Raw genomic sequence first — 24,073 nt, forward strand, 5'->3', positions numbered from 1 at the left:
CCCGATCATGACGACGGTCGCGGCCGCGGTCCGGCAGCGGCTGGTGCGGATCCCGGAGTGGGTCCGGTTTCCGGTCTTCGCCTGGCTGGCCGCCCGTGCCCTGATCCAGGGCCTCGGCTGGATCGTCGTCGCCGTCGCCGGGGTGCCCGAGCATGCGCGGCCCGGACCGTTCGGCACCTTCTTCAACTGGGATTCCGGCTACTTCGCCTGCATCCTCGAGGCCGGCTACTTCGGCCCCGCCTGCGCCGACGGGACGACGATCGAGCGGGTCGCCTTCTTCCCCGGCTATCCGCTGCTGGCCCGCGGCCTGGGCTGGCTGTTCGGTCTCGGCACGGTGCCGCTCGGGGATTCGGGGGCGGCGGCGGGCACCTTCGCGCTCTGGCTGGTGCCGGCGCTGTGCTCGCTCGGTGCCGGGATCCTGGTCTACCGGATCGCCGAGCACTGGCACGGGACGACCGTGGCCCGGCGGGCGGTGATCTTCTTCCTGGCCGGGCCGTACGCGCTGTTCCTCGTCGTCTCGTACTCGGAAGCTCTCTACCTGCTCGGCGCCACCGCGGCCTGGTGGTGCTGCCTGCGCCGCCGCTACCTGCTCACCGCGGCGTTCGGCATGATCGCGACCGCGACCCGGGTCAGCGGACTGTTCCTGGTGCCCGCCCTGATCGCGCTCTACCTGGTCGACGTCCGCCGGAATCCGGGCAGCTTCCGGCCGCACCGGTTGATCATGGTCGCGGCCAGCGGGCTCGGCGCCGCGCTCTACCTGGGCTGGCTGTGGTGGCGGACCGGCAGTCTGACGGTCTGGTTCGACGCCCAGCGGGACGGCTGGAACCGGATCACCCAGTGGCCCTGGCAGACCCTGCGCCAGCAACTGATCCACGTGATCGCGGAGCCCCTGCCGGACTGGCGGGTGCAGAGCGTGCTGGAGTTGATCTTCGCGATCGGCCTGTGCCTCGCGGTGATCCTGCTGCTGCGCCGGCGGGACTGGCCGGCCGCCCTGCTGGCCGGCCTGACCGCGCTGTCGCTCATGACCAGCAACACCTATCTCTCGCTGGCCCGGAACACCCTGACCGTCTTCCCGCTGTTCATCCTGCTCGCCTCCCTGACCGTGTCGCGGCCACGAGTCTTCCGGTTCTGGCCGATCATGATCATCGGCCTGCTGATCTTGATCTACAACACGATCCAGTTCGCCCTGGGCAACTGGGCGGATTAGCGGCGGGACCGCCGCCGCGGCGGGGCGGTCGACTGCCGGACCGCGAGTTGGCCGAGCAGGACGGTCCGGGTCGGAGCGCTGCCGGGGTTGGTCAGGAGCGCCTGCATGGCCTGGGCGGCGGTGCGGCCGAGCTCGAAGGTCGGGACGCCGAAGGTGGTCAGGGCCGGGGACGTTGCCGCGCTCTGCTGGACGTCGTCGGTGCCCACGACGGAGATGTCGTCGGGCACCCGGAGGCCGGCCTCGGTGATCGCCTGGTAGGCGCCGAACGCGCTCTTGTCGCTGACGGCGTAGACCGCGGTCGGCGGCTTGCGCAGGCCGAGCAGTTGCTTCATCTGGGCGTAACCCTTGACGAGTTCGCCGCTGGTCTGCGGCGGCATCAGCTCGGCCGAGGGGACCAGGCCGTGTTCCAGCAGCGCGATCTCGTAGCCGCGGCGCCGGTCGGTCAGGCTGACGTACCTGGTCGAGCCGAGCAGCATGCCGATGCGTTCGTGCCCGAGCTCGATCAGGTGCTGGGTGCACTGGTGGCCGGCGGTGAAGTTGTCGGCGACCACGGCGGGGATGCGGGGGTCTGTTTCGAGATAGTTCTCGACCAGCACGAGGGGCGTGCCGGCTGCGGCGATGCGTTCGATCGCGTCGGCGTCGATGTCGCCGCCGTTCGCCGCGATCACTCCGTCCACGTCCCGGCCGACCATCGACCGGAACGTCGCCAACGGGTCGCCATCGGGACGGTAGAGGTGCAGCAGCATCTGGATACCGAAGTGCCGAAGGCCCGCCTCGACTCCCGAGACCACACTGGCCATGAACCCGTCCTCGGCGGCCTTGGGGGACAAGGCCTCCATGACGAGCCCGATCACCGGGGTCCGGGTCCTCTCGGTGGAGCGGGCCGGCGGCGCGTAGCCGAGCTGCTCGGCGGCTTCGAGGATCTTCTGGCGGCGGCTGTGCGAGACACCGGACTTGCCGTTCAGGACCAGCGACACGGCGGAGAGCGGCGCGCCGGCGGCCTCGGCGACATCGCGCATGGTGGCCGGCTTGCTGGTCGCTGCTGACTGCGCGTTCGTCATGGTCTCTCACCCTCCGCCACGGCTGGAGCGCAGCCTATCGAACAAGAACAAAATCAGAACAAGATCAGAGTATTGCAAAGAACAACGAATCAGTTCTAATCTCGTTCTTGTTCTCGTTCCTCACCACATCTCATCCCTCTGCAGGAAGGCCTGGCCGGTGAAGCCATCCGCCACGATCGACGTCGTTCTGACGCGACCCGCCACCCCCTATTCGCGCAACATCTTCGGCCACTTCATCGAGCACTTCCACCGTCAGGTGTACGGCGGTCTGTACGACCCCGGCTCGCGGCTCAGCAATGGCGACGGCTTCCGCGAGGACGTGATCGACGCCATGCGCGAGCTGGCCCCGCCCGTGGTGCGCTGGCCCGGCGGGTGCTTCGTGTCGAGCTACCACTGGCTGGACGGCGTGGGGCCGACGCGGACCCCGCACTACGACAAGGCCTGGCGGGTCACCGACCCGAACACCTTCGGCACCCGGGAGTTCGTCCGGTGGTGCGGGGCGATCGGCGCCGATCCGTACATCTGTCTCAACGCCGGCACCGGCACGGCCGAGGAGATGAGCGACTGGGTCGAGTACTGCAATCTGCCCGGCGGGGCGAGTCGCTGGAGCAACCTCCGCGCCGAACACGGCAACGTCGCACCGTTCGCCGTGCCGTTCTGGAGCATCGGCAACGAGAACTACGGCAGCTGGGAGATCGGCGCGAAGCAGGCTCCCGAATGGGCGGCCCTGGTTCGCGAGACCGCCAAGATGATCCGTCGGGTGGACGAGTCGGCGCACCTGATCACCGCGGCCCGGGCGGATCTCGACTGGACCCTGCCGCTGCTCGCGGCGGCCGGACCGTACCTGGACGCGGTGGCGGTCCACGGCTATTGGGACGGCCTGGCCGAGCAAGATCATCCGAGTGACTATCTGACGGCGGTGGGCCAGTCGCTGAAGCCGCAGCAGGACATCGTCCGGACGGAGTCGATCATCGAGGCCGCGGGTTTCGCCGGCAAGATCTCGATCGCGTTCGACGAATGGAATCTGCGCGGCTGGCACCATCCCTCCGGTACGAGCAGCGAGGCGATCGCGGCTCGGGACCGCAACGACGACAACAGTACGTACACGATGGCCGACGCCCTGTTCACGGCGAGCTTCCTGAACACGTGCCTGCGCAAGGCCGACGTGGTCTCAATGGCCAATATCGCGCCCAGCATCAACACGCGCGGCCCGCTCTTCGTGCACGCCGACGGAGTCGTCCGTCGGACCACGTTCCACGTCTTCGCCCTGTACGCGAAGCTGCTCGGCGAACGGGTCCTGCACAGCGTCGGCAGCGGCGCACAGCTCGCCGGTGCCGAGGTGCCGGTCGTTGATCAACTCGCCACCATCGACGCGGCCGGCACCAAGATCAGCTTGGCGTTGATCAACCGCGACCCGGCCGACGCCGTCGACTGCGACGTGCAGATCGCCGGGCGGCCGATCACCGGCCGGCTGCCCGCGACCGTCCTGACCGGCCCGAGCCCCGATTCCTCCAACGAGATCGGTTCGACGCCGGTTGCCCCGGTCGAGACCAAGATTCAGTTCACCGACGGGCGGACCAGCCTTCCGCCGCACTCCCTCACCATCTGCCACCTCGATCTCCCGCTGGCGTACAACGCCGGGACGATCGACAGGGTCCCGGACCGGACCGGCCCGTGGACCTTGACCGACGGCGGCTGGAACAGCTTCCCGGAGAGCCAACGTCGTTAGCTCCCGGTCACTTCAATCACTGGAGATTGTCATGGAGACCAAGATCATCACGCCGAGCACCCGCCGGATCGGCCGGCGGGCAGCCCTCGGCCTCGGCGCCGCCGCACTCAGCGCCGGCGGCACCTTCACCCTGACCTCGTGCGGCGGAAGCAGCGGCGGCGCACCGGGCAAGTCCACGGTCACGTTCGTCTTCTACGGCGACGCTGACCGGCAGAAGGAGTACCAGGCGCTCTTCAACGCCTTCACCCAGGCCAATCCGGACATCGCGATCAAGGCCCAAGGCGTCCCGGCAGCGACCTGGGCCGACTTCCTCAACACGATCTCGACCAGACTCGCCGGCGGTCAGCAGATCGACACCGTCCTGGTGGCCACCGAAGGTCAGCGTCTGTTCGCGTCCAAGGGCCTGCTCGAACCGCTCGACGACTACCTGGCCAAGGATCAGGCGTTCGTCGACGAGCTGTATCAGGACACGCCGCCGCAGTTGATCACGTGGCTGAAGGAGTTCGCGTCGCCGGACGGCAAGACCTATTACATGCCGCTGGCGTACAACACGATGGCGATGTATGTCGCGCTGGACGTGTTCAAGGCCGCCGGCCTCGACCTCCCCGATGAGGAGTGGACCTGGGACGACTTCCGGCAGGCCGGCCGGACGATCAAGGACAAGACGGGCGCCTTCCTGATGCCGAGCGGGTCGGGCTACTTCGTCAACGTCATGCCCTGGCTGGTCACCAACGGCACCAGCACCATGGACCCGACCTGGACCCAATCGACGTTCGGCAGCCCGGAGGCCATCGAGGCTCTCACGTTCGTCCGGTCCCTGATCGTCGACGGGCTCTCGCCGAAGCCGGGCGGGACGTTCGACGCGGGCACCCAGCTGTCCCGGGGCAAGCTCGCCTGCCTCGGCGGCGGACGGTGGCCCACGCCCGACCTGCAACGGCTCAAGGTCGCCGAGCGGGTGCAGCTCTACCGCTGGCCCAAGAACAAGGCGGCCGGCGCGCCCGTGGGCTGGGAGGGCATCCCCATCCTGAAGAACTCGAAGAACAAGGACGCCGCCTGGTCGTTCATCAAGTTTCTGATGTCGGAGCCGTTCGGGGACGCGTTCACCAAGAGCCAGTCCACCTCGGTGCCGGCCCGCATCTCCGACGCGACCGGCAAGGACTTCCTGGCCAAGGCGCCGAAGAACTCCGAACTGCTCTACGAGCAGCTCGAGTTCGCCACGCCCGTTCCGTCGCCGGAACGGGCCACCGAATGCCAGAAGGTGATCGAGGAGGCCTGGCTGCAAGGCATCACCGGCAACAAGACCCCGGAGGCGGCGCTCGGCGAAGCCCACGCGAAGCTTCAAGAACTCCTGCAGCCCCGATGATCGACATCCAGACGCCGGTCGTGACCGCGAGCCCGTCCCGACCGGGCCGGGCGGTGCAGCGGCGCCGGCGAAACATCGCGGGCTGGCTGTTCATCGGCCCCGCCATGCTGCTCTTCGCGATCTTCGTGCTCGGGCCGTTCATCGCCGCGCTGACACTCAGCCTGTTCTCCTACGACCTGTTGACGCCGGCGGAGTTCACCGGCCTGGACAACTTCGCCCGGCTGTTCTCCGACGAGCTGCTGGCCCGGTCGCTGCGCAACACGTTCCTGTTCGCGCTCGGCTCGATGATCACCCATCTGCCGGTCGGGCTGCTGCTCGCGGTCGCCGTCAACGCCGGGATCAGCAAGATCCTGTCCTACTTCGTCAGGGTGGCGACGTTCTTCCCGTTCCTGATCTCCTGGGCCGCCGTCGCGCTGCTCTGGCGGTACGTCCTGGACCCGACGTTCGGGTACGTCTCGTACTATCTCGGCCAGATCGGCATCACCCCGCCGATCTGGCTGACCGATCCGGCGTGGGCGCTGCCGTCGATCATCGGCATCGACTTCTGGCACACGATCGGCTACACGTTCCTGATCATGCTCGCCGGGCTGCAGACCGTACCCAAGGAGCTGCACGAGGCGGCCCGCGTCGACGGCGCAGGAGCGGTCAGCCGGTTCTTCCACATCACGGTGCCGCTGATGACGCCGAGCCTGTTCTTCGCCACCGTCGTGACGTTCATCGGCGCGTTCCAGATCTTCGATCCGATCCAGATCATCACCAAGGGCGGGCCGGACAACGCCACGATCTCGGCCGTCATGTACCTGTATCAGATCGGTTTCGAGTCGTTCCAGATCGGCTACGCCTCGACCGTGTCCCTGGTGATCTTCGTGGTGATCATGCTCGTCACCGTCGTCCAGTTCGTCGGCTCGCGGAAGTGGGTGCACAACGCATGACCGAGTCCACCCGGACCATCCGGCGCCGGCGTCCGGTGCGCCGCAACGTGGTCGCCCGCCTGATCGTCAGCCTGCTGCTGATCGCGTTCGGCGTCCTGATGATCTCTCCGCTGGTCTGGCTCATCTCGTCCAGCCTGACCGTGCCGACAGCGGCGTTCCAGCTTCCGCCGACCTGGATCCCGCCCGAGGTCACCCTGACCAACTTCGGTGAGGTGTTCCACGCCGTCCCGATCCTCCGGATGGCCCTGAACAGCGTGCTGGTCACCGTGATGATCGTCGGCGGGTCGCTGCTCACCTCGTCGCTCGCCGCGTATGCGTTCTCCCGGATCGAGTTCCGCGGCCGCAACATCATCTTCGTCGGCCTGCTCACCGCGCTGATGGTGCCCGGGCAGCTCACGATCATCCCGGTGTTCATCATGATGCGCACGCTCGGCCTGTTCGACAGCCTGGTCGCCCTGTGGCTGCCCGGCTTGATCAACGTGTTCGCGATCTTCTTCCTCCGGCAGTATTTCAACTCCATCCCGAGGGAGCTCGACGAAGCCGCCCGGATCGACGGGGCCGGGCACGCACGGATCCTGTTCCAGATCCTGCTGCCGCTGTCCGGCCCGGCCCTGTCCGCCCTGGCGATCCTCGGCTTCGAGGCGTCCTGGAACAACTACTTCGGACCGCTGATCTTCCTCAGCTCGCCGGAGAACATGACGCTGCCGGTCGGCCTCGTGTTCCTCGCGGCCGAGCAGGGTGGTGGCCAGGCGACGGTGATCTTCGCCGGGATCGTGTTGGTGGTGCTGCCGATGTTGATCTTGTTCCTGGCGTTCCAGCGCCAGTTCATCGAGTCCATCGCCACGGTCGGGATCCGGGGGTGACCGCCCGTGCGGTGGCCGGCGAGTGTGCGCTTCGTCTGGGAGAACCTGCCGATCCTGCTGGTCGGCGGGGTGCTCTGCGCGGCCGGCTGGTGCCTGCCGCGGGTGCTGCCGCGCTCTCCACTCGTGACGATCGCCGCGGTGACGTTGCTGGTGCTGCCCACCCTGCTCGCCTGGACCCGGGCCTGCGAGATGCTGCTGACCGGTGAGCAGCACCGTCTCGGCGCCATTCTGCGTACGCTTCCCGGCGCCTGGGTGGCGACCGTGCGGATCGGCTGGCCGGGCCTGGCTGCGCTCGGGCTCGCGTCGACGGCGATCACGGCCTACGACATCAGCCGCCAGTCCTGGATGCTGCTCTCCGCCGGCGTCTCGGTCGCGCTGGCCGGGATCGGCGGCCTGCTGATGATCACGGCCCTGCCGTACGCGCTCCGGACCCGCTGCGCTGCGGTCGCCGCCTACCGGGAGGCACTGAGGGTGATCATGATCCGGCCGGTTGCGGCCCTCGGGACGGTCGCCGCCTTCGTGATCTTCGTGCTGGCCAGCGGCCACGCCGCCTTCCCCGTCGTCATCCTGCTGGCGCTGCCGTTGCCGTACGTCTGGGCCCGGGCGTCACTGGGTGATCAGGTTGCGGTCGGCCAGGAGCTGTGAGGCTCGGACCGGTCGGCCGCCGCTGTCCATGCTGCGTTCCATCGCCTCCAGCAGGGCAAGCGTGCCGATGGCCTCGGCGGGTCCCGGCGCCGGGTCGATCCCGTCGTCGAGGCAGGTCGCGAAGTAGTCCAGATAGTTCTGGTACTCGCCGGCGTGGTGACTGGTCCCGCCGAACCGGAAGTAGTGCCCGGCCAGGTGGCCGAAATCCTTCGTTTGCGGGGATTCGCCGGCGAAGCGCGTGTGGTACGTGAGCCCCGGGTAGTCGGCCCGGCTGGATCCGTCCGTGCCGCGGACCTGGCAACCGATCGCCGGCTCGAGTCGCTGGTCGATCTTCGGCAGCGTGTAGTCGCCGGACACGGTGGCGATCCGGCCGGCCGGATCGCGCAGCACGAAGCGCAGCGAATCGGGCCGGTCGAGGCCCGCGCCGAGCGTGTTCGGGCTCGCGGTGCCGAAGCCGGTGACCTCGTCCACGTCCGGCAGGTACCAGCGGACCAGGTCGACCGCGTGGATCAGGAAGTTCCACAGCCAGGAGAACGCCGTGCCGGTGCTCCAGTCCCGGCTCAGGAACCAGCGGGAGTCGGAGCGGTAGTGCGCGTCCACCGCGACGACGTCGCCGTGCCGGCCGGCCTCGACGTCGCGCCGCTGCCTGATCATGGGCTCGAAGAACCGCGTGCTCTGGCCCACCATCAACCGCCCCGGCGACCGGCGCGCCGCGTCCAGGAGTTGGTCGGCACCGGCCAGGGAGTCCAGCAGCGGCTTCGTGCAGATCACGTGCTTGCCGGCCTCGAGGGCACGGACACAATGATCACGATGCAGATGATCAGGCGTGTAGATCGCGATCGCGTCGATCCGCGGATCGGCCAACAGGTCGTCGTAGTTCGTCGTCCAGCGATCAAGATCGAATTCCCGCAGCCGCTGCCGGATCAGGGATTCGTCAAGATCACAGACCCCGGCGACCTGCCACCGGTCCGACGAGCGTGCGGCCGACAGCATGCTGCGTCCCTCGCCCAGCCCGATCACGCCGAGTCGGCGTACCCTCGGCTCAGTCACGTCAGCACCGTCACTTCGGCCGCTTGTCGTAGGCCCGCTGGTAGAGCTCGAGATAGGCCTTGATGCCGATCTCGTCGAACGAGGCGACGTAGTCGTCCCAAGCCCGGTCGTCGTTGATGTCGGTCTCGCCGATCGCGAACGACGCCAGCGCCGTCCGGACCCGGTTGTAGATCGTGGCCGCCGTGTCGGCCTTCGTCGCGGCGTCGGTGTCGTCGAAGATCAACGGCGGGACCTGCATCGTCTCCGGTTCCGCGAACGGCTGATAGGACTGCGCGGCCCGGTACAGCTCGGCCTCGAAGTTCGGGTTCGCCTCGTTGATCTGGATGCCGAGCCGGGCGTCGTTGGAGTTGTACATCGCGCCGAACTGGTTCCAGGAGGTCCCGGCCGGCGGCGGGTACGCCTTCAACTCGTACAGGGCCTGCTTGCCGTTGATGCCCTTCGCGCCCTTCTTCGACCAGTCCCAGTTCTCGCCCTGGTTGCCGGCGACGTGGTGCTGGAACGCCTCCAGTTCCATCTGCGCGTCGGCCCACTGGACCAGGATCTCGGGCTGCTTGCAGGCCGAGGTGATCACCAGCGGCGATGTCTTGTAGCCGAAGTGGTCCCAGCGCGCGTACTGCACGCCGGCCGGTCCGCGCAGCGGCGGCACCGCCACGTAGTCCTTCCACAGTGCGCCCGGCTGGTACTCGATGTCGCTGAAGGATCCCCAGTAATAGGCCCGGACGAAGCCCAGCCGGCCCTGGTTGCCGGCCTGCAGCAGCGCGGCGTCGGTCATCGTGAACGCGTCCCGGCCCAGCGTCCCGTCGTCGTGCAGGGTGCGCAGGAAGCGCAGCGCCTCGCGCCATTCGGGTTTGGTCGCGACGAACTCGACCCGGCCGTCGGCCAATGCCAGCCAGCCGCCGCTGGCGCTGCCGCCGGGGTTGTAGAGGAACGCGTTCATGATGAACGTGTCGACCGGATTCTCCACACTCGCGGCGAACGGGATCAGGTTGCCCTTCGGCGTCGGATCCTTTTCCTGCAACAGCTTCAGGACCTCGCGCAGTTCCTCGGTCGTGGTCGGCAGCTCCGCACCGACCTGGTCCAGATAGCGCTGGTTGATCCAGGCCCGGCCGGGGCTGGAGGCGCAGTGGTAGCAGTCGTTGATGCCGGCGAACTGGTAGACCTTCCCGTCCGTCGCCTGCGTCAGCGCCTGATGGCCGGGATAATCGGACCGCAGTTGCCGCATGTGCGGTGCGTAGACGTCGATGTACTCGTCCAGGGCGACGAAGAGCCCCTGCTGGCCGTACAACGAGACCTGGTCGTTGGAGAAGGGCAGGCCGAGGAACGCGTCCGGAAGATCACCGGACGACAGCATGGCGTTGACCTTGGTCAGGTCCGGCGAGCCGTCGGTCGCGGCGGCGAGCACGGACGTGAACTTGATCTTGACCCCGGTGCGCTTCTCGAACCAGGACGTCATGGTGTTCTTGTTCCAGTCGCCGACCACCTCGGCGTCCTGGGGTACGACGACCCGGAACTCGGTGCTGCCGTCCCCGAACGGTTCGACCACCGTGGCCCGTGCGCCGACGTAGCCCTCGGGATAGTTGACGCCCGGCGTCTCGGGCCCGAGTTCCTTGATCGGTACGTCCTGCAACGACTTCGGCCGGTCGCCTCCGCCGCCCTGCTCGCCCGTGCAGCCGGCCAGCCAACCCGATGCGGCCAGCGCGGCCGTCGCGGTCCCGGCACCGAGCAGTGATCGTCGTCTGATCGGGTTCATGGCGCGACGATATTCACCGAAGGCGGGAGGTTCCTCCGGTCTTGCCCGCCAGACTTCCGGTATCCTCAGATCAACACCGCGGCCGACGGAGGACCCTGGTGACGATCACCGAACCGGCGACCTACGGCTTGGCGTGCCAGAATCTCTGGTCGCCGACGATGGTCCAGGCCCATCAGCACAACGACATCGAGCTGAACTACGCCCGCGACCCACTGCAGTACCTGATCGGCGGCCGCCCGCTGACGCTGCGGCCTGGGCAGGCGGCCGTGTTCTGGGCCGCGCAGCCGCATCAGCTTCTGGTGCAGGGACCGCTGGTTCAGATGACCTGGCTGACCGTGCCGCTCGCGCAGTTCCTCACCTGGCGACTGGCTGCCGATCAGGTCCGGCGACTGCTGGACGGTGAAGTGATCATCGGCACCCGCGATGTCAGCGCGCTCTATTCGGCCGCGCATCTGCGGCAGTGGGAACGGGACCTGGCCGCACCCGACGCCGACGTCCGCGAGCTCGTCGCCCTCGAACTCCGGGCCTTCATCACCCGTGTCCTGCAGTCGCCGGCCGCGAGCCCGGAGCGCACCGGCTCGCCGGTCCGGTCCGTACTCTCCCAGGCCGCCGAGATGGCGAACTTCATCGCCCTGCACTGCCACGAACCGCTGCGGGTGAAGGATGTCGCCGACGCCATCCACGTGCATCCGCACCACGCGATGATGATCTTCAAACAGGCCCTCGGCCGGACCATCAACAGCTACCTCACCAGCTCCCGTATCGCTGTGGCGCAAAGGATCCTGCTGACCACCGACGCCTCGGTCGCCGAAGTCGGGCATCGCTCGGGTTTCGGCTCACTGTCCCGCTTCTACGAGGCCTTCACCGCCGACTGCGGCGTCCCGCCCTCGGCCTACCGCCGGCGCCACGCCGCGATACGCCTAGCCGGCTAGATCTCGCGCCAGGTCTCGGCGAAGGCGAGGGTGGCCGAACTGCCGGCCCACTCCTCGGGCTGGTGCACCTCGCCCCGCGCGGCCACTCCGTTGACCCGGATCTCGCCGTGGGCGCACGGGCAGACCACCACGCTGCACTCGAAGCCTGGCGGGTAGGTGATCACCTGCTTGCAGTCGAGCACGTCGCGCCACTCCAGTTCGATCATGGTCGGGCCGGTCGCGCAGGTGATCCGATGGAACCGGTCCCCACCCGAGGTCTCGGTGAACAGCGCGGGGATCGGTGGAGCGGTCTCGATGCCGCGACCTCGGATCCGCGGGTAGTCACGGTAGAAGTTCTGCCAGACGTAGTCGGCGAGCGCGGCGTTGTCCGTGTAGATGCCGACCGGCGCGTCGGCGCCGAGGCCGGAGTAGTCGGGATCCACCCAGATCAGCAACGCCCGGCCGGTCCCGACCGGGGAATAGGTCGCCGTCCACAGACTGACCAGTGCCACGACGTCGTCCTCGGTGCCCTCTCGATAGAGCACGATCATCGGATTCTCGCCGGTGATCTTGATGCCGCGCTTGACGATCGGCTCGGTCATGGTCCTCCTCGGTGATCATCGGGATCTCACGGTAGCCGCTACGCATCGCGGGCGTACTCCCGGTAGCGGGCGCCGAGTGCGCCGGCGATCATGCCGCCGCCGCGGCAGGCGGTCCGGATCCCGCGGGCCCGGTGCCGCAACGACCTCGTCATCACTCCGGCGAACGCGCGGGCCATGCCGCCGCTGACCCGGACCGCTCCGCCGAGCACCGCACGGGCCCGGACCAACGCCCGGCCGAGCGGGCCGCGGGCGAGCCGGAGCTCCACGGCGACCTGGTTGTTGCCCTGGCTCCAGGAGCGGGCCTTCACCCAGCGCCGGGTGGTCCGGCCCGCCGGCACCGTGTCCACCGCGACCGACTCGTCGCACCAGACGATCCGGCCGCCGGCGGCGTGCAGCTGCCGGGTGAACAGGGTGTCCTCGCCGCCGCCCAGCCCGAGGCCCGGATCGAACCGGACGCCGGTCCGGCGGACCTGATCAAGATCGAGCAGCAGATTGCCGGCGGCCGCCGCGTCGAGTTCGGTGCCGCTCGGCATCCGCCGCCGGCGGAAGAACTCGCCGGCCGCGACCCAGGGGTCGACGTCATGATCGAAGACCGACTGCACCCGGCCCATTACCGCGGCCGGTCGGCCGGCGGCTCGCCAGGTCCGCAGCAGGGCGTCGAACCAGCCCGGCTCCGGCACCTCGTCGTCGTCCAGGAAGATCAACAACCGGGAGCCGGTCGTCTCGGCGAGGACCCGGTTGCGGGCGGCGGCGATCCCGGGCTCGGGCTCGACCAGATAGCGGAGTGCCTTGCCCGGAACGGATTCCGTGATGGCCCGGGCGGAACCGGCCGGGTCGTTGTCGACGACCAGCACCTCGGCGTCGAGGTCCGGGTTCCGGCCCAGTTGATCCAGCACGACCGGCAGCGACCGGGCCAGCGACTCCGGGCGACGGAAGGTCAGGATGCCGACTGTGATCTTCATCCGCCGGCCCGCCGGATCGCGATCGCCTGGCGGTAGCCGGCCAGGTGCGCGGCCGCCAGCTCCGGCCAGTCGCGGCCGACCAGCCGCGGTTCGGCGGTGCGTGGCTGGCGTACCCGATCGAGGGTGGTGATCAGGTCCTCGGCCCGGAGCTCACCGTCGAACAGGTGGACCCAACCCGGCCCGGTCTCGTCGGCCAGGTCCCGGTTGACCTCGTTGTCCGGGACCAGCACCGGCCGGTTCAATGACAGCGCCGCGAGGGTGCCGCCGGAGTTGTGCATCAGCCGGTACGGCAGCACGATCAACTCCGAGCCGGTCACGATCGAGACCAGCTCGGCGTCGTCCAGGAAGCGCGGAACCACGGTGATCCGGGCATCGGCCGCCGCCGCAGCGGTGATCGCCTCGGCCAGCTCCGCGGTCGACGGCTGGCCGCCGATCATCAGCGTGACGTCGGCGTCCGTACCCGCGAAGGTCTCCAACAGCCGCTCGACCCCCTTGTAGCGGCGGATCAGGCCGACATAGCCGATTCGCCCCGGAACAAGGGATTCCGTGGCGTGGCCGGCGAACCAGTCCCGGTAGTGGCCGTGCGGGATGATCATGGACGGCGCTCCGGCCGGTACCGGGGTGTGCCGGTTCAACCGGATCCGCAGCGTCGTCAACCGGTCCATCAGATCCAGCAGCCGGTGGTCGAGCCGGGTCAGCCCTTCCGGTCGCTCGACGTTGTGCACGGTCCGGACCACCGGCGTCCGGGTGATCGCCAACCTGATCATGAACGCGAACGCCAGCAGCTGCCGGGCCAGCTTCTTCAGCGGACTCGAACCGTGCAGCAGGATCTCCGGCCAGTGCACCTGGAACACGTCGTACCGCCCGAGCAGCGCGGTCCGATAACCGAACGTCAGCACCCGGACCTGCCCGGTCCGTTCCAGCCGTTCGGCGAGCATGATCAGGTACGGATTCGTGGTCGGCCGCGGCGTCGGAAACGACTGCAGCACGGTGAGGCGTGGCACCGGCCCAGTGTCTCAGGGAGTTTTCCCGAAGCGGGTGAAAAGCGCACGGCGATCGGTTAGCATTCCCTTGGTCGGCCATCGGTCGGCGATTCAGGGGGAGTGTCTGCGGCGGTGGGGGCCGCGTCAGTCACGAAATTGTCGGGGAAGTCAATGCGCAGCTTCATGCCTGCCAGGCGCGCACCGAGTCGCGCTCTGGCCATCCTGCTCGCGGTTGCCCTGCTGGCGATGCTGCCGGTGCAGCAGGCCGCCGCGGCGCCGGGACCGATCAAGCAGCGCCCGGCCGGGATGGTGACCGCCGACGCCCTGCCGACCGTGCAGATCAACGGGGTGGTCTGGACCCAGGCGATCAACGGCAACACGGTCTACGCGGGCGGCCAGTTCACCAAGGCCCGGCCCGCCGGCTCGCCGGCCGGCCAGAACGAGACGACGCGGCAGAACCTGCTCGCCTTCGACGTCACCACCGGTGCGCTGATCACCTCGTTCAACCCGTCGCTGAACGCCACGGTCAAGGACGTCAAGGTCTCGCCGGACGGCAAGCGGCTCTACGTCGCCGGCTCGTTCACCACGGCCAACGGGCAGAACCGCTACCGGATCGCGGCCTACGACACGGCGACCGGCGCGTTGATCAGCAGCTTCGCCCCGTCCACCAATGCGACCATCGCGGCGATCGCGGTGACCAACACGGTGGTGTACGTGGGCGGCTGGTTCTCCCAGGCCAACGGCGTGGCGCGGACCCGGCTCGCCGCGTTCAGCGCCGCCGACGGGTCGCTGCTGGGCTGGGCGCCCACGGCCGACGCCGACATCCAGGCAATGACGCTGACCCCGGACAACAGCAAGGTGATCATCGGCGGCAAGTTCAAGAACGTCAACGGTGCGGCCGCGTACGGCATCGCGTCGTTGAACGCCTCCAACGGTTCGCTGCTGCCGTTCTCGATCAACACGGTCGTGCGCAACGCCGGCGACACCGCGGGCACCTACTACCTGACCCGGGACGGGGACACGGTCTACGGGACCAGTTTCAACTTCGGCACCGGCAACTTCGAGGGCGTCTGGGCGGCCAACCCGACCAGCGGCGCGATCAAGTGGCTGGACGACTGCCACGGCGACACGTACTCGGCGTTCAGCGCCAACGGCGTCGTCTACGGAGCCGGGCATCCGCACTACTGCAGGAACATCGGCGGCTACCCGGACACCAGTCCGCGGCAGCACCACTACCTGATGGCGTACACGAAGGACGCCACCGGGACGGTGGCCAAGAACGGCCAGACCGGCTCGGGCTACGGCAACTTCGAGGGCCAGCCGGCGCCGTCGATCATCAACTACTTCCCGACCCTGACCGCGGCCAACTTCACCGGCCAGTGGCAGGCCGCCTGGAGCCTTACCGGCAACAGCGACTATCTGGTCGCCGGTGGCGAGTTCACCAAGGTCAACGGCGCCGGCCAGCAGGGTCTGGTCCGGTTCGCCACCTCCAGTAAGGCGCCGAAGAAGCGTGGTCCGGTGGACAGCGGCGCGCTGTTCAAGCCGACCGTGAGCGCGATGGACGGGCACGCAGCCAAGATCACCTGGACCTCCAACTGGGACCAGGATGATCAAGATCTCAGCTATCAGGTGGTCCGGTCCGACAAGGTCGGCACCCCGCTGGGCACGGTCAAGGGCGTCTCGCAGTTCTGGAACCGGCCCAAGCTGTCCTTCGTCGACAGCACCGCCGAGCCGGGGAAGACGTACCGCTACCGGATCGTGGCGATCGACCCGGACGGCAATCGGGCCACCGGCGACTACGTGGACATCACGATGCCGGCCAACACGTCGCTCGGCACGTACGCGATCGGTGTGCTCGGTGATCAACCGAGCCGCTATTGGCGGTTGAACAGCTTCACGTCGGGCACCTCGCCGGACCTGACCGGCGGCGACGACCTGCGCACCAACAGCGTCAGCCGGACCTCGTCCGGTGCCCTGCTGAACCACAACGACGGCGCCGCGGTGTTCAGCGGATCCTCGCTCAGCCGGGCCGGTTCGCTGACTCAGGCGCCGGCACCGAGCACGTTCGCCGTCGAAGGCTGGTTCTCCTCGACGTCGAGCAGCGGCGGCAAGATCATCGGGTACGGCAACAGCCAGACCGGCACCTCCAGCAGCTACGACCGGCACGTCTATCTCGACTCCGGCGGCCGGATCACGTTCGGCGTCGGCTCGGCGAAGACGGTCCGGTCGGCGAAGGCGTACAACGACGGCGCCTGGCACCACGTGGTGGGCCAGCTGTCCTCGGCCGGCCTCGAGCTGTACGTCGACGGCGACCGGGTCGCGGTCGATCCCGCGGTGACCACCGGCCCGACCTACAACGGCTACTGGCGGATCGGCGGCGACAACCTCAGCGGCTGGCCGAACCGGCCCGCCAGCAACTTCCTCAACGGAAGGATCGACGAGGTCGCCGTCTACCCGGGGCCGCTCAGCGCCGAAGAGGTGGCGCTGCACTACGCGGCGTCCGGCCGGCAGAGCACCAACACGCCGCCGGTGGCGGAGTTCAGCTGGACCGCCGATGATCTTGACCTGTCCTTCGACGCCGGGGACTCGACCGACGCGGGCGGCCAGATCGTCTCCTACCACTGGGATTTCGGGGACGGTACGACCGGGAGCGGCGAGACCGTCCAGCACAGCTACCCGGCGATCGGCGGCTACGACGTCACGCTGACCGTCACCGACGACGACGGCATGACGAGCCAGGTGACCAAGCGGGTCACCGCGGCCGGTGCGGGTGTCGTCGCCAGGGACGCGTTCGGCCGGACGGTCGCGACCGGCTGGGGCAGTGCCGACGTCGGCGGCGCCTGGAGCACCTCCGGCGGCAGCGCCTTCGCCACGTCCGGCGGGACCGGGCGGATCGACTTCGCCGCGCCCGGGACGCTGCTCGCGGCCTCGCTGAGCGAGCCGTCGGCGGCCGACCTGACCATGATCACCGATCTCGCGGTGGACAAGGTGCTGACCGGGAACGGGCTCGCGATCAGCCTGCAGGGCCGGGTGGTGGGCAACTCCGACTACCGGCTCAAGGTGCGGTTCCTGCCGAGCGGCGAGACTCACCTGGTCCTGGCAGCGGCGGTGAACGGCTCGGAGACGATCCTCGGCGAGGTCAACGTGCCGAGCGTGACCTACCAGGCAGGCCAGGCGCTGCGGGTCTCGTTCACGATCTCCGGCACCGGGACGACGACGCTGTCCGGGAAGGTCTGGCCGGTCGGCGGCACCGAGCCGGCGTCGGCCCAGATCACCCGGACCGACGGCACGCCGTCGCTGCAGACGGCCGGCTCGATCGGCTACCTCGGCTACCTGTCCGGCAACGTCGGCAACGCGCCGATCCGGCTCACCGTGGACAACCTGAAAGTGATCGCACCATGATCAAGTTCCGCGGCGGTCTCGCCGCTCTGGCCGCCGCCGGCGCCCTCGTGGTCGGCGTCGGGCTCTCCGGCTGCGCGACGCCCGGCCGGGAGGCGTTGCCGCCGGCCGCGACCCCGTCCGCGGCCCGGCCGCCGGTCGAGAAGCCGGTGCCGCCGCCGTCCCAGGGCAGCGGGGACATCCGGGACAAGGTGAAGGAGAAGTCGATCACCGCCCGCAAGCCGGTGCCGCTGAACAAGTCCGCCCAGGTGGCCGACGGCATCACGGTCCGGATCGAACGGACGAAGTCGATCAAGGCGAAGGCCACCCTGCCCGGTGAGGTCGCCGGTCCGGGGGTCCGGTTCGATCTGGTGATCGAGAACGACACCTCGAAGCCGATCGACCTGGTCGCCGTCGTGGTCGAGTGCACCGACGAGACCGGTGCGCCGGTGAACCGGATCAGCAGCGATCCGGCGGAACCGTTCGAGGGCGTGCTGGAGCCGGGCCGGTCAGCCAAGGGCCGGTACGTCTTCGTGATCGACGAGAAGCAGCGGGACAAGATCTCGCTCGCGGTCACGGTCACCGGTGACCTGCCGGTCGTCAGGTTCGAGGGCCCGCTCGGGTGAATCACGTGGGCGGGAGCGATGCGGGCTCCGCGATCGTCATCGTCAACTTCGGCTCACACCGGCTGCTCGCCGCGGCCGCCGCCGACCCGGCGAACGTGCTCGCGCAGCCGGGCCGGTTGATCATCGTCGTCGACAACCACTCCGGCTCCGAGGAACGGGCCGCGGTGCAGCGGCTGACGGCCGAGCGCGGCTGGTGCCTGGTGCCGCTGCCGGACAACCGCGGCTTCGGTGCGGGAGTGAACGCGGGCGTCCGGCGGGCGAGCGAGCTCGGTGCCGAAACCGTGATCTTGCTCAATCCCGACGCGGTGCTCGCTCCGGCGACGGCCGACGCGCTGCACCAACACTGCCGCGACCGCCCGGACGACCTGGTCAGCCCGCGGCTGGTCGACTCGGCCGGGAAGCCGTACTTCTCCGGCGCGTTCGTCGAGCTGGCCACCGGTGCGATCCGGAACTGGCGTTCCTCGCCGGAGGAAGGCTTCGCCGACGAACTCGTACTGCCGTCGCTGGCCGACCGGTTCGGTTGGCTGACCGCGGCCTGCCTGGCGGTGTCGGTCGAGCTGTGGCAGCGCTCCGGCGGGCTGGCCGAGGACTACTTCCTGTACTGGGAGGATGTCGACTTCAGCGTTCGGTGCGCCCGGGCCGGGGCCCGGCTGGTGCTGCGGAATGATCTTGTGGCGGCGCACGACGAGGGCGGCACCCAGCGCTCGATCGGCCCGGCCAAGTCGGACCTCTACTACCGCTACAACTGCCGCAACCGGCTGCTGTTCGCCCGCCGGTTGCTGGGCCGCCGGCAGCGGCTGCGCTGGCTGGCCGCGACGCCGGCGCAGAGCTGGCAGATCTATCTGCGCGGCGGGCGACGGCAGTTGCTCAGCCACCCGGCCGGCCTGCTGGCGGCGCTCCGCGGGACGCTGGCCGGGCTGTTCCTGCTGCTCCGGCCGCGGAGACGCCGCCGGCGTCGGCCGGCGGCACCGCGGGTGCTGCTGGCGCATCCGAGCGCGGACCTGTACGGGTCGGACCGGATGCTGCTGGAGTCGGCAGAGGCGTTGCGCGGCGACGGCTGGCGGGTGACCGTCGTGCTGCCGTACCAGGGGCCGCTGTTGGAGGTGCTCGACGAGCGCGGCTTCGATGTCAGGACCTGCGGCCTGCCGGCGCTGCGCAAGGCGATGCTGACGCCGGCCGGGCTGGCCCGGTTCATGATCGATTCCGTACGGTACGCGGGCGCGGCGGTGCGGCTGATCCGCGAAGCCGGCACCGACCTGGTCTATGTGAACACACTGGTCGGGCCCGGCTGGATGATCTTGGGCCGGCTGACCGGCCGGCGGGTGGTCTGCCACGTGCACGAGGCGGAACGCCGGCTGTCGCCCGTGGTCCGGCGGGTGCTCACCGCACCGCTCGGACTGGCCCACCGGGTGATCACGAACAGCCAGTTCACCGCCGAGGTGCTGGGCGTGGCGTCGGCCGCGGCAGGGACCCGGAATTCCGTTGTCCACAACGGACTTGAGCTGCCGGAGCCGCAGCCGCCGCGGCCGGCGCTGACCGGTCCGGTGCGATTGGTCTACTGCGGTCGACTGTCCCGGCGCAAGGGGCCACAGACGGCGATCGCCGCGGTCCGGCTGCTGGCGGAACGCGATCTGGACGTGCGGCTGGAGCTGCTCGGCGCGCCGGTGACCGGCCAGGAGGGCTTCGAGGCGGAACTGCGGGAGCTGGCCGCGCCGCTGGGCGAACGGGTGCGGTTCCGCGGCTTCCACGCCGACCCGACGGCCTGGCTGGCCGACGCCGACCTCGTCGTGGTCCCGTCGATCGGCGACGAGTCGTACGGGAACGCGGCGGTGGAGGCGGCGGCCGCGGGACGCCCGGTGGTGATCACCGATCAGCCGGGCCTGATCGAGGCGGTCGGCGAGCTCCCGTCGGTACGGGTGGTGACCCCGGACCGGCCGGACGAACTGGCCGACGCGCTGGCCGAGTTGATCAAGGACTGGGAGGCGGTGTCGGCGGCGGCGGCCCGGGCCGCGGCCGGGGTCCGGGCGGCGCACGCACCGGGCCGCTACCGGCGCGAGCTGGCCGCTCTGGCCCGGGCCGCGCTGGGATGACCGCCCAGGACGACGGTCCGGAGGCCACGGCCGAGGAACGGACCGAGACGTCCGGCCGCGGGCTGGGCGGGATCGCTGCCCGGAGCGCGGTCGTGACGATGACCGGGCAGCTGGCCAAGATCATCATTCAGCTGGTCTCGGTGATCATCCTGGCCCGGCTGCTGACCCCGTACGACTACGGGCTGCTGGCGATGGTGATGGCCGTGGTCGGTGTGGCCGACGTGTTCCGCGACTTCGGCCTGTCATCGGCCGCGGTGCAGGCCAAGCAGCTCTCCCGGGCGCAGCGGGACAACCTGTTCTGGGTGAACACGCTGACCGGGCTGATCCTGCTGGTGGTGATCATCGCCGCCGGCCCGTTGCTGGCCCTGTTCTACCGGCAGCCGGAGCTGACCATGATCAGCGCGGTGGTCGGATTCTCCTTCCTGTTCAGCGGTCTGGCCACCCAGTACCGGGCTGATCTGCAGCGCCGGCTGCTGTTCACCCGGCTGACCGTCGCCGACGTCGGGTCCCCCTTGGTCGCCCTGGGGGTGGCGATCGGCCTGGCCCTCGGCGGGGCCGGCTACTGGGCGCTGGTCGGGCAGCAGGTGGTCCAGTTCCTGGCGAACCTGATCATGGTCGTGATCGCCGCCGGCTGGCTGCCGCGGTGGTGGCGCCGGGATGCGCCGGTGCGCCCGTTCCTCGCCTTCGGCGGCAACCTCGCCGGCGGCCAGCTGATCCACTACCTGGGCGCGAACTTCGACGCGCTGCTGATCGGCGCCCGGTTCGGGGCGAACCCGCTCGGCCTCTACAACCGCGGTTTCCAGCTGCTGATGCGCCCGCTCGGCCAGCTCCGGGCGCCGCTCACTTCGGTCGCGCTGCCGGTGCTGTCCCGGCTGACCGACGACGAGCGCCGGTACGGCGAGTACCTCCGGATCGGGCAGCGCGCGATGGGCTACACGCTGGTCCTCGGCCTCGGCCTGGTGATCGGCGCGGTCGATCCGGTGGTCGCGATCTTCCTCGGCGACCAGTGGACCGGTGTGGCGCCGATCATGCGCTGGCTGGCCCTGTGCGGCATCTTCGAGACACTGGCGTTCGTCGGCTACTGGACGTACGTGTCGAAGGGCCTGGTCCGGAAGCTGCTCCACTTCACGATCATGTCCACCGCGCTCAAGATCATCGGCATCTCGATCGGCAGTCTGTGGGGCGTCGAGGGCGTCGCGGCCGGCTTCGCGCTGGCTGAGGTCGCCTCCTGGCCGCTGTCGTTCGCCTGGCTGCGGCGCAGCTCCGGCCTCGACGTGGTCCCGTTGATCATCAACGGGCTGCGGATCGTCGCGGTCAGCCTGGCCATCGCCGCGGCGACCTGGCTGGTCAGTCAACAGCTGGCCGGCGCCGGCGACTGGGCCCGGCTCGGTGCGGCCGTCGGGGTGGCGGTGGTGGTCGCGGCCGCCTCGCTGGCCGTACCGTCGGTGCGCCGGGACGTCGCCTCGGTGGTCCGCTCGGCCCGGCTGGGTTTCCGGTGAGCGACGCACCGCGGGCTATCGTGGGCCGACGTAGCAGAGTGGAGACTCCCCGGTCGGAGGTGGTCGTGGCTCCCGTCGTCCCGCGGGTCACCCCCGCCGCACCGGTCGATGAGCGCTGGGTGGCGACCGAGAAGCTGCTCGCGGCCGGGCTGGTGTTCGCGGTCGCGGTCCGGTTCTACCTGTTCTCCGCGCTCACGCCCGGGATCGGCCTGGCCGTGGTGCTGGCGCCGCTACTGCTGGCCGTGCTGCCACGGTTCCGGCTGGCCGTGCCGCTGTTCGTGCTGGCCGGGGTGGCACTGGTCGGCGGCGTCGGGCTGTCGGTGCTGGCTCCGGGGGCGTACCGGATCGACACGGGCAACCAGCTGTATTCGATCACCTTCTACGCCGGCCTCTTCCTCTCGGTCGCGGCGCTGCTGTGGGCCCGGACCAAGCTGGAACCGGCAACGATCGCGATCATCTTCGGGCTCGGTTCCTTGATCAGCGCCGGGTTCGGCGACGGCCTCGGTTCCGGCAACCCGTGGAAGTTCGCGCTCGCCGTGCCGGTCGCGATGCTGCTGCTCGGCGTGGCGTCGGCGTCCCGGTCCCGGATCGTCGAGCTGGTCGTGTTGATCATGCTCGCCGGGGTGTCGGTGATCTTCGACTCCCGCTCTTACATGGCGACCTTCCTGCTGGCCGGGATCCTGGTCGTGTGGCAGCTGAAGCCGCGGAAGCTGAGCCAGCGCGGCACCGTGGCGCGCACCGCGATCCTGCTGGTCGCCGCCGGCGCCGCCGTCTATCTCCTCGGCACCGAACTGCTGGTCGGCGGCGTGCTCGGCACCGAGGCCCAGCAGCGCACGCTGTCCCAGCTGGACACCGCCGGCAACCTGATCCTCGGCGGCCGCCCCGAGCTCGGCGCTTTCCTGGCCCTGCTGGCGTACCGGCCGATCGGGTTCGGCTTCGGCGCGGTCCTGGACCTGGCCGGCGTCAACGCGGCGAAGGCCGGCATGACCGCGACCGGCTACGACGCGGAGAACGGCTACGTCGAACGCTTCATGTTCGGCTCCGGCATCGAACTGCACTCGGTGACCGGCGACCTGTGGGCCCAGACCGGCCTGCCCGGCATCGCGCTGGCGATCATGATCGCCGTCATCGTGATCATCGGCATCGTCCGCCACGTCGCGCACGGCACCGCCAGCGCCCTGCTGCTCTTCCTGGCCTGCTGGACCGGCTGGAACCTCCTCTTCAGCCCCCTGATCTCCGCCACCCCCACCCTGATCCTCATCCTGGCCCTCACCCTCACCCCCCAAAAACCTCCGCCGACCAGTCACAAAAGCAGCGATTCTGACGGCGTGTCGCTGCAGAAGTGACCGGTCGGCGCGGCCCCGGGGGATAGGGCGCGCCGGGCCGGTCGTGTCGAGGGCCGAGGTTCGGCGGACGAGCTTGATGATCACCGCGACGCCGGGTCGACCACTGTGACCCCTCGGCGCTTGGCAGCGAGTTCCGTCACGGCACCCCGGTGATCGGAGTGATCGCGGTGATCGCGACGGGCGTCGATGCGGTCCGGCTGCCCGGTGGCGGTCCATGATCAAAGGGCTGGCTGGAGCGTAACCACGTCGATCCGCCGCCCTCGGCAGCAGTCACACCTCAGCGGTGACGTTGGATCCGGCCGCGACTGTTGCAGCGGTCGCGGCTGCGAGGATCGGTGGCGGGGTGCGGGGAGTTCCGGGCGCGGGTGCGGTGCGCGTCGTGGGTGCGGGGAGGGGACGACGTGCGCGGCGTCGACGGGCAGGCGACGGGTTCCCATCCGCGACCGTTGGACCCGGCCGCGACTGTTGCAGGGGTCGCGGCTGCGAGGATCGGTCGCGGTGCGGGAGCCGCGGGTGCGGGCACAGTGCGTGCGCCGGAGTGTTTGCGGGACGGTCCCGCCCGGAGCGGATCAGCTATACCGAGCGGACGGGTTGACCCCCGATATCGGCCCCCGAACCGGGTCAACCAGTCCGCTCGGCGGGGTTGACCTTCGAGCGGGCTGAAGGCACAGGATCGGGTGATGACTCACAGAACCGGGCGCTTCGGGATCGAGGCCGGCGCCCCGGCGCCCGACTATCGCCTCCAACTCGATCCGACGCATGCCTGCGCGGTGCCCTGGACGGACGTGGCGGCTGCAGCGGAGCGACTCTGGCGGTGCGCCGAGTGCGGGCGATGGTGGAAGCGCACCTGGGAGCTGGCTTGCGGGCAACCGCCGATCGCTGAGGAGTCACTGCTGCGTAGAGCAGGCATCGGTCCGGGCGAGCCGATCGAGCTGCATCGGCTCAAGATCAAGTGCGCGAGCGAGGCCGGCCTGGACTACCTGATCTGGGAGCCGGAGGGTGAGCCCGGTGATCATGGATGGCCCTTGATCATCTTCCTGCACGGAGGTGCGGAGACCGGAGGTCATCCGTCGAAC

The 24,073-nt window shown here is 69.5% G+C and carries 19 protein-coding genes; 12 read left to right on the forward strand and 7 right to left on the reverse strand.

The genetic code is table 11. From position 1 onward, the window contains the following. The first annotated feature begins 7 nt into the window (after positions 1-7). The gene (locus BKA15_RS21365) at positions 8-1,207 is read left to right on the forward strand and encodes a mannosyltransferase family protein (RefSeq protein ID WP_179754155.1); all 1,200 of its coding nucleotides are present in this window, start codon (positions 8-10) and stop codon (positions 1,205-1,207) included. Here the strand turns inward: BKA15_RS21365 and BKA15_RS21370 are convergent. Then, positions 1,204-2,268: a LacI family DNA-binding transcriptional regulator gene (locus BKA15_RS21370; RefSeq protein WP_179754157.1), complete on the reverse strand. Its 1,065-nt coding sequence runs from the start codon at positions 2,266-2,268 to the stop codon at positions 1,204-1,206. The two genes, BKA15_RS21365 and BKA15_RS21370, sit on opposite strands and share 4 nt — an antisense overlap. Before the next feature lie 157 nt (positions 2,269-2,425). Between BKA15_RS21370 and BKA15_RS36955 the strand changes: the two genes are divergently transcribed. From BKA15_RS36955 to BKA15_RS21395, 5 genes are read left to right on the forward strand one after another with little or no spacing between them, the layout of a single operon-like run. After that, a complete protein-coding gene (locus BKA15_RS36955; RefSeq protein WP_218871508.1) occupies positions 2,426-3,997 on the forward strand; it encodes an alpha-L-arabinofuranosidase C-terminal domain-containing protein in 1,572 nt (523 codons plus the stop codon). A gap of 31 nt (positions 3,998-4,028) precedes the next feature. Then, positions 4,029-5,360: an ABC transporter substrate-binding protein gene (locus BKA15_RS21380; protein ID WP_179754161.1), complete on the forward strand. Its 1,332-nt coding sequence runs from the start codon at positions 4,029-4,031 to the stop codon at positions 5,358-5,360. After that, on the forward strand, positions 5,357-6,292 hold the full coding sequence (locus BKA15_RS21385; protein WP_179754162.1) for a carbohydrate ABC transporter permease: 936 nt from the start codon (positions 5,357-5,359) through the stop codon (positions 6,290-6,292). Before BKA15_RS21380 ends, BKA15_RS21385 begins: the two co-directional genes overlap by 4 nt. After that, positions 6,289-7,155, forward strand: a complete 867-nt coding sequence (locus BKA15_RS21390) for a carbohydrate ABC transporter permease (RefSeq protein WP_179754164.1) — start codon at positions 6,289-6,291, stop codon at positions 7,153-7,155. Before BKA15_RS21385 ends, BKA15_RS21390 begins: the two co-directional genes overlap by 4 nt. A gap of 6 nt (positions 7,156-7,161) precedes the next feature. After that, complete coding sequence (locus BKA15_RS21395; protein WP_179754165.1) at positions 7,162-7,800, forward strand: hypothetical protein; 639 nt, start codon at positions 7,162-7,164, stop codon at positions 7,798-7,800. Here BKA15_RS21395 and BKA15_RS36960 read toward each other — a convergent pair. Together BKA15_RS36960 and BKA15_RS21405 are read right to left on the reverse strand one after the other, a co-directional pair. Continuing rightward, positions 7,762-8,850 (reverse strand): Gfo/Idh/MocA family protein, encoded by a 1,089-nt coding sequence (locus tag BKA15_RS36960; protein ID WP_218871509.1) that lies wholly within the window; start codon positions 8,848-8,850, stop codon positions 7,762-7,764. The genes BKA15_RS21395 and BKA15_RS36960 overlap by 39 nt on opposite strands. 10 nt (positions 8,851-8,860) lie before the next feature. Further along, positions 8,861-10,600, reverse strand: a complete 1,740-nt coding sequence (locus BKA15_RS21405; protein WP_179754167.1) for a type 2 periplasmic-binding domain-containing protein — start codon at positions 10,598-10,600, stop codon at positions 8,861-8,863. A gap of 98 nt (positions 10,601-10,698) precedes the next feature. Here BKA15_RS21405 and BKA15_RS36965 point away from each other — a divergent pair, with 98 nt between their 5' ends. After that, positions 10,699-11,532: a helix-turn-helix domain-containing protein gene (locus tag BKA15_RS36965; protein WP_179754170.1), complete on the forward strand. Its 834-nt coding sequence runs from the start codon at positions 10,699-10,701 to the stop codon at positions 11,530-11,532. On the opposite strand, the gene BKA15_RS21415 is transcribed toward BKA15_RS36965, so the two are convergent. The 3 genes from BKA15_RS21415 to BKA15_RS21425 are packed head-to-tail and all read right to left on the reverse strand — an operon-like array spanning position 11,529 to position 14,079. Continuing rightward, a complete protein-coding gene (locus BKA15_RS21415; RefSeq protein WP_179754171.1) occupies positions 11,529-12,113 on the reverse strand; it encodes a hypothetical protein in 585 nt (194 codons plus the stop codon). The two genes, BKA15_RS36965 and BKA15_RS21415, sit on opposite strands and share 4 nt — an antisense overlap. 38 nt (positions 12,114-12,151) lie before the next feature. Then, positions 12,152-13,075, reverse strand: a complete 924-nt coding sequence (locus BKA15_RS21420; RefSeq protein WP_179754174.1) for a glycosyltransferase family 2 protein — start codon at positions 13,073-13,075, stop codon at positions 12,152-12,154. Then, positions 13,072-14,079: a glycosyltransferase family protein gene (locus BKA15_RS21425; RefSeq protein ID WP_179754176.1), complete on the reverse strand. Its 1,008-nt coding sequence runs from the start codon at positions 14,077-14,079 to the stop codon at positions 13,072-13,074. Before BKA15_RS21425 ends, BKA15_RS21420 begins: the two co-directional genes overlap by 4 nt. Positions 14,080-14,241: 162 nt before the next feature. Between BKA15_RS21425 and BKA15_RS21430 the strand changes: the two genes are divergently transcribed. From BKA15_RS21430 to BKA15_RS21450, 5 genes are all read left to right on the forward strand, one after another. Next, complete coding sequence (locus tag BKA15_RS21430; RefSeq protein ID WP_179754178.1) at positions 14,242-17,460, forward strand: LamG-like jellyroll fold domain-containing protein; 3,219 nt, start codon at positions 14,242-14,244, stop codon at positions 17,458-17,460. Further along, the gene (locus BKA15_RS21435; protein ID WP_179754180.1) at positions 17,457-18,062 is read left to right on the forward strand and encodes a hypothetical protein; all 606 of its coding nucleotides are present in this window, start codon (positions 17,457-17,459) and stop codon (positions 18,060-18,062) included. Before BKA15_RS21430 ends, BKA15_RS21435 begins: the two co-directional genes overlap by 4 nt. 5 nt (positions 18,063-18,067) lie before the next feature. After that, a complete protein-coding gene (locus BKA15_RS21440) occupies positions 18,068-20,152 on the forward strand; it encodes a glycosyltransferase (protein ID WP_179754182.1) in 2,085 nt (694 codons plus the stop codon). Beyond that, entirely contained in the window at positions 20,149-21,651 is a 1,503-nt protein-coding gene (locus BKA15_RS21445; RefSeq protein ID WP_179754184.1) for a lipopolysaccharide biosynthesis protein, read from the forward strand. The genes BKA15_RS21440 and BKA15_RS21445 overlap by 4 nt, the downstream gene beginning before the upstream one ends. Positions 21,652-21,716: 65 nt before the next feature. Continuing rightward, positions 21,717-22,997, forward strand: coding sequence for a hypothetical protein (locus BKA15_RS21450; protein ID WP_179754185.1), 1,281 nt, complete (start codon positions 21,717-21,719; stop codon positions 22,995-22,997). An 887-nt stretch (positions 22,998-23,884) separates the two neighbouring features. Here the strand turns inward: BKA15_RS21450 and BKA15_RS21455 are convergent. Further along, complete coding sequence (locus BKA15_RS21455; protein WP_179754186.1) at positions 23,885-24,064, reverse strand: hypothetical protein; 180 nt, start codon at positions 24,062-24,064, stop codon at positions 23,885-23,887. Positions 24,065-24,073: the final 9 nt, after the last annotated feature.

The sequence above is a fragment of the Microlunatus parietis genome (genome assembly GCF_013407955.1).
Taxonomy (GTDB): Bacteria; Actinomycetota; Actinomycetes; order Propionibacteriales; family Propionibacteriaceae; genus Microlunatus; species Microlunatus parietis.

Bases quoted from the DNA above. Each gene is read 5' to 3' on its own strand.
- BKA15_RS21365 (WP_179754155.1), top strand. From the start codon at position 8: ATGACGACGGTCGCGGCCGCGGTCCGGCAGCGGCTGGTGCGGATCCCG.
- BKA15_RS21370 (WP_179754157.1), bottom strand. From the start codon at position 2,268: ATGACGAACGCGCAGTCAGCAGCGACCAGCAAGCCGGCCACCATGCGC.
- BKA15_RS21380 (WP_179754161.1), top strand. From the start codon at position 4,029: ATGGAGACCAAGATCATCACGCCGAGCACCCGCCGGATCGGCCGGCGG.
- BKA15_RS21385 (WP_179754162.1), top strand. From the start codon at position 5,357: ATGATCGACATCCAGACGCCGGTCGTGACCGCGAGCCCGTCCCGACCG.
- BKA15_RS21390 (WP_179754164.1), top strand. From the start codon at position 6,289: ATGACCGAGTCCACCCGGACCATCCGGCGCCGGCGTCCGGTGCGCCGC.
- BKA15_RS21405 (WP_179754167.1), bottom strand. From the start codon at position 10,600: ATGAACCCGATCAGACGACGATCACTGCTCGGTGCCGGGACCGCGACG.
- BKA15_RS21415 (WP_179754171.1), bottom strand. From the start codon at position 12,113: ATGACCGAGCCGATCGTCAAGCGCGGCATCAAGATCACCGGCGAGAAT.
- BKA15_RS21420 (WP_179754174.1), bottom strand. From the start codon at position 13,075: ATGAAGATCACAGTCGGCATCCTGACCTTCCGTCGCCCGGAGTCGCTG.
- BKA15_RS21430 (WP_179754178.1), top strand. From the start codon at position 14,242: ATGCCTGCCAGGCGCGCACCGAGTCGCGCTCTGGCCATCCTGCTCGCG.
- BKA15_RS21435 (WP_179754180.1), top strand. From the start codon at position 17,457: ATGATCAAGTTCCGCGGCGGTCTCGCCGCTCTGGCCGCCGCCGGCGCC.
- BKA15_RS21445 (WP_179754184.1), top strand. From the start codon at position 20,149: ATGACCGCCCAGGACGACGGTCCGGAGGCCACGGCCGAGGAACGGACC.
- BKA15_RS21455 (WP_179754186.1), bottom strand. From the start codon at position 24,064: ATGACCTCCGGTCTCCGCACCTCCGTGCAGGAAGATGATCAAGGGCCA.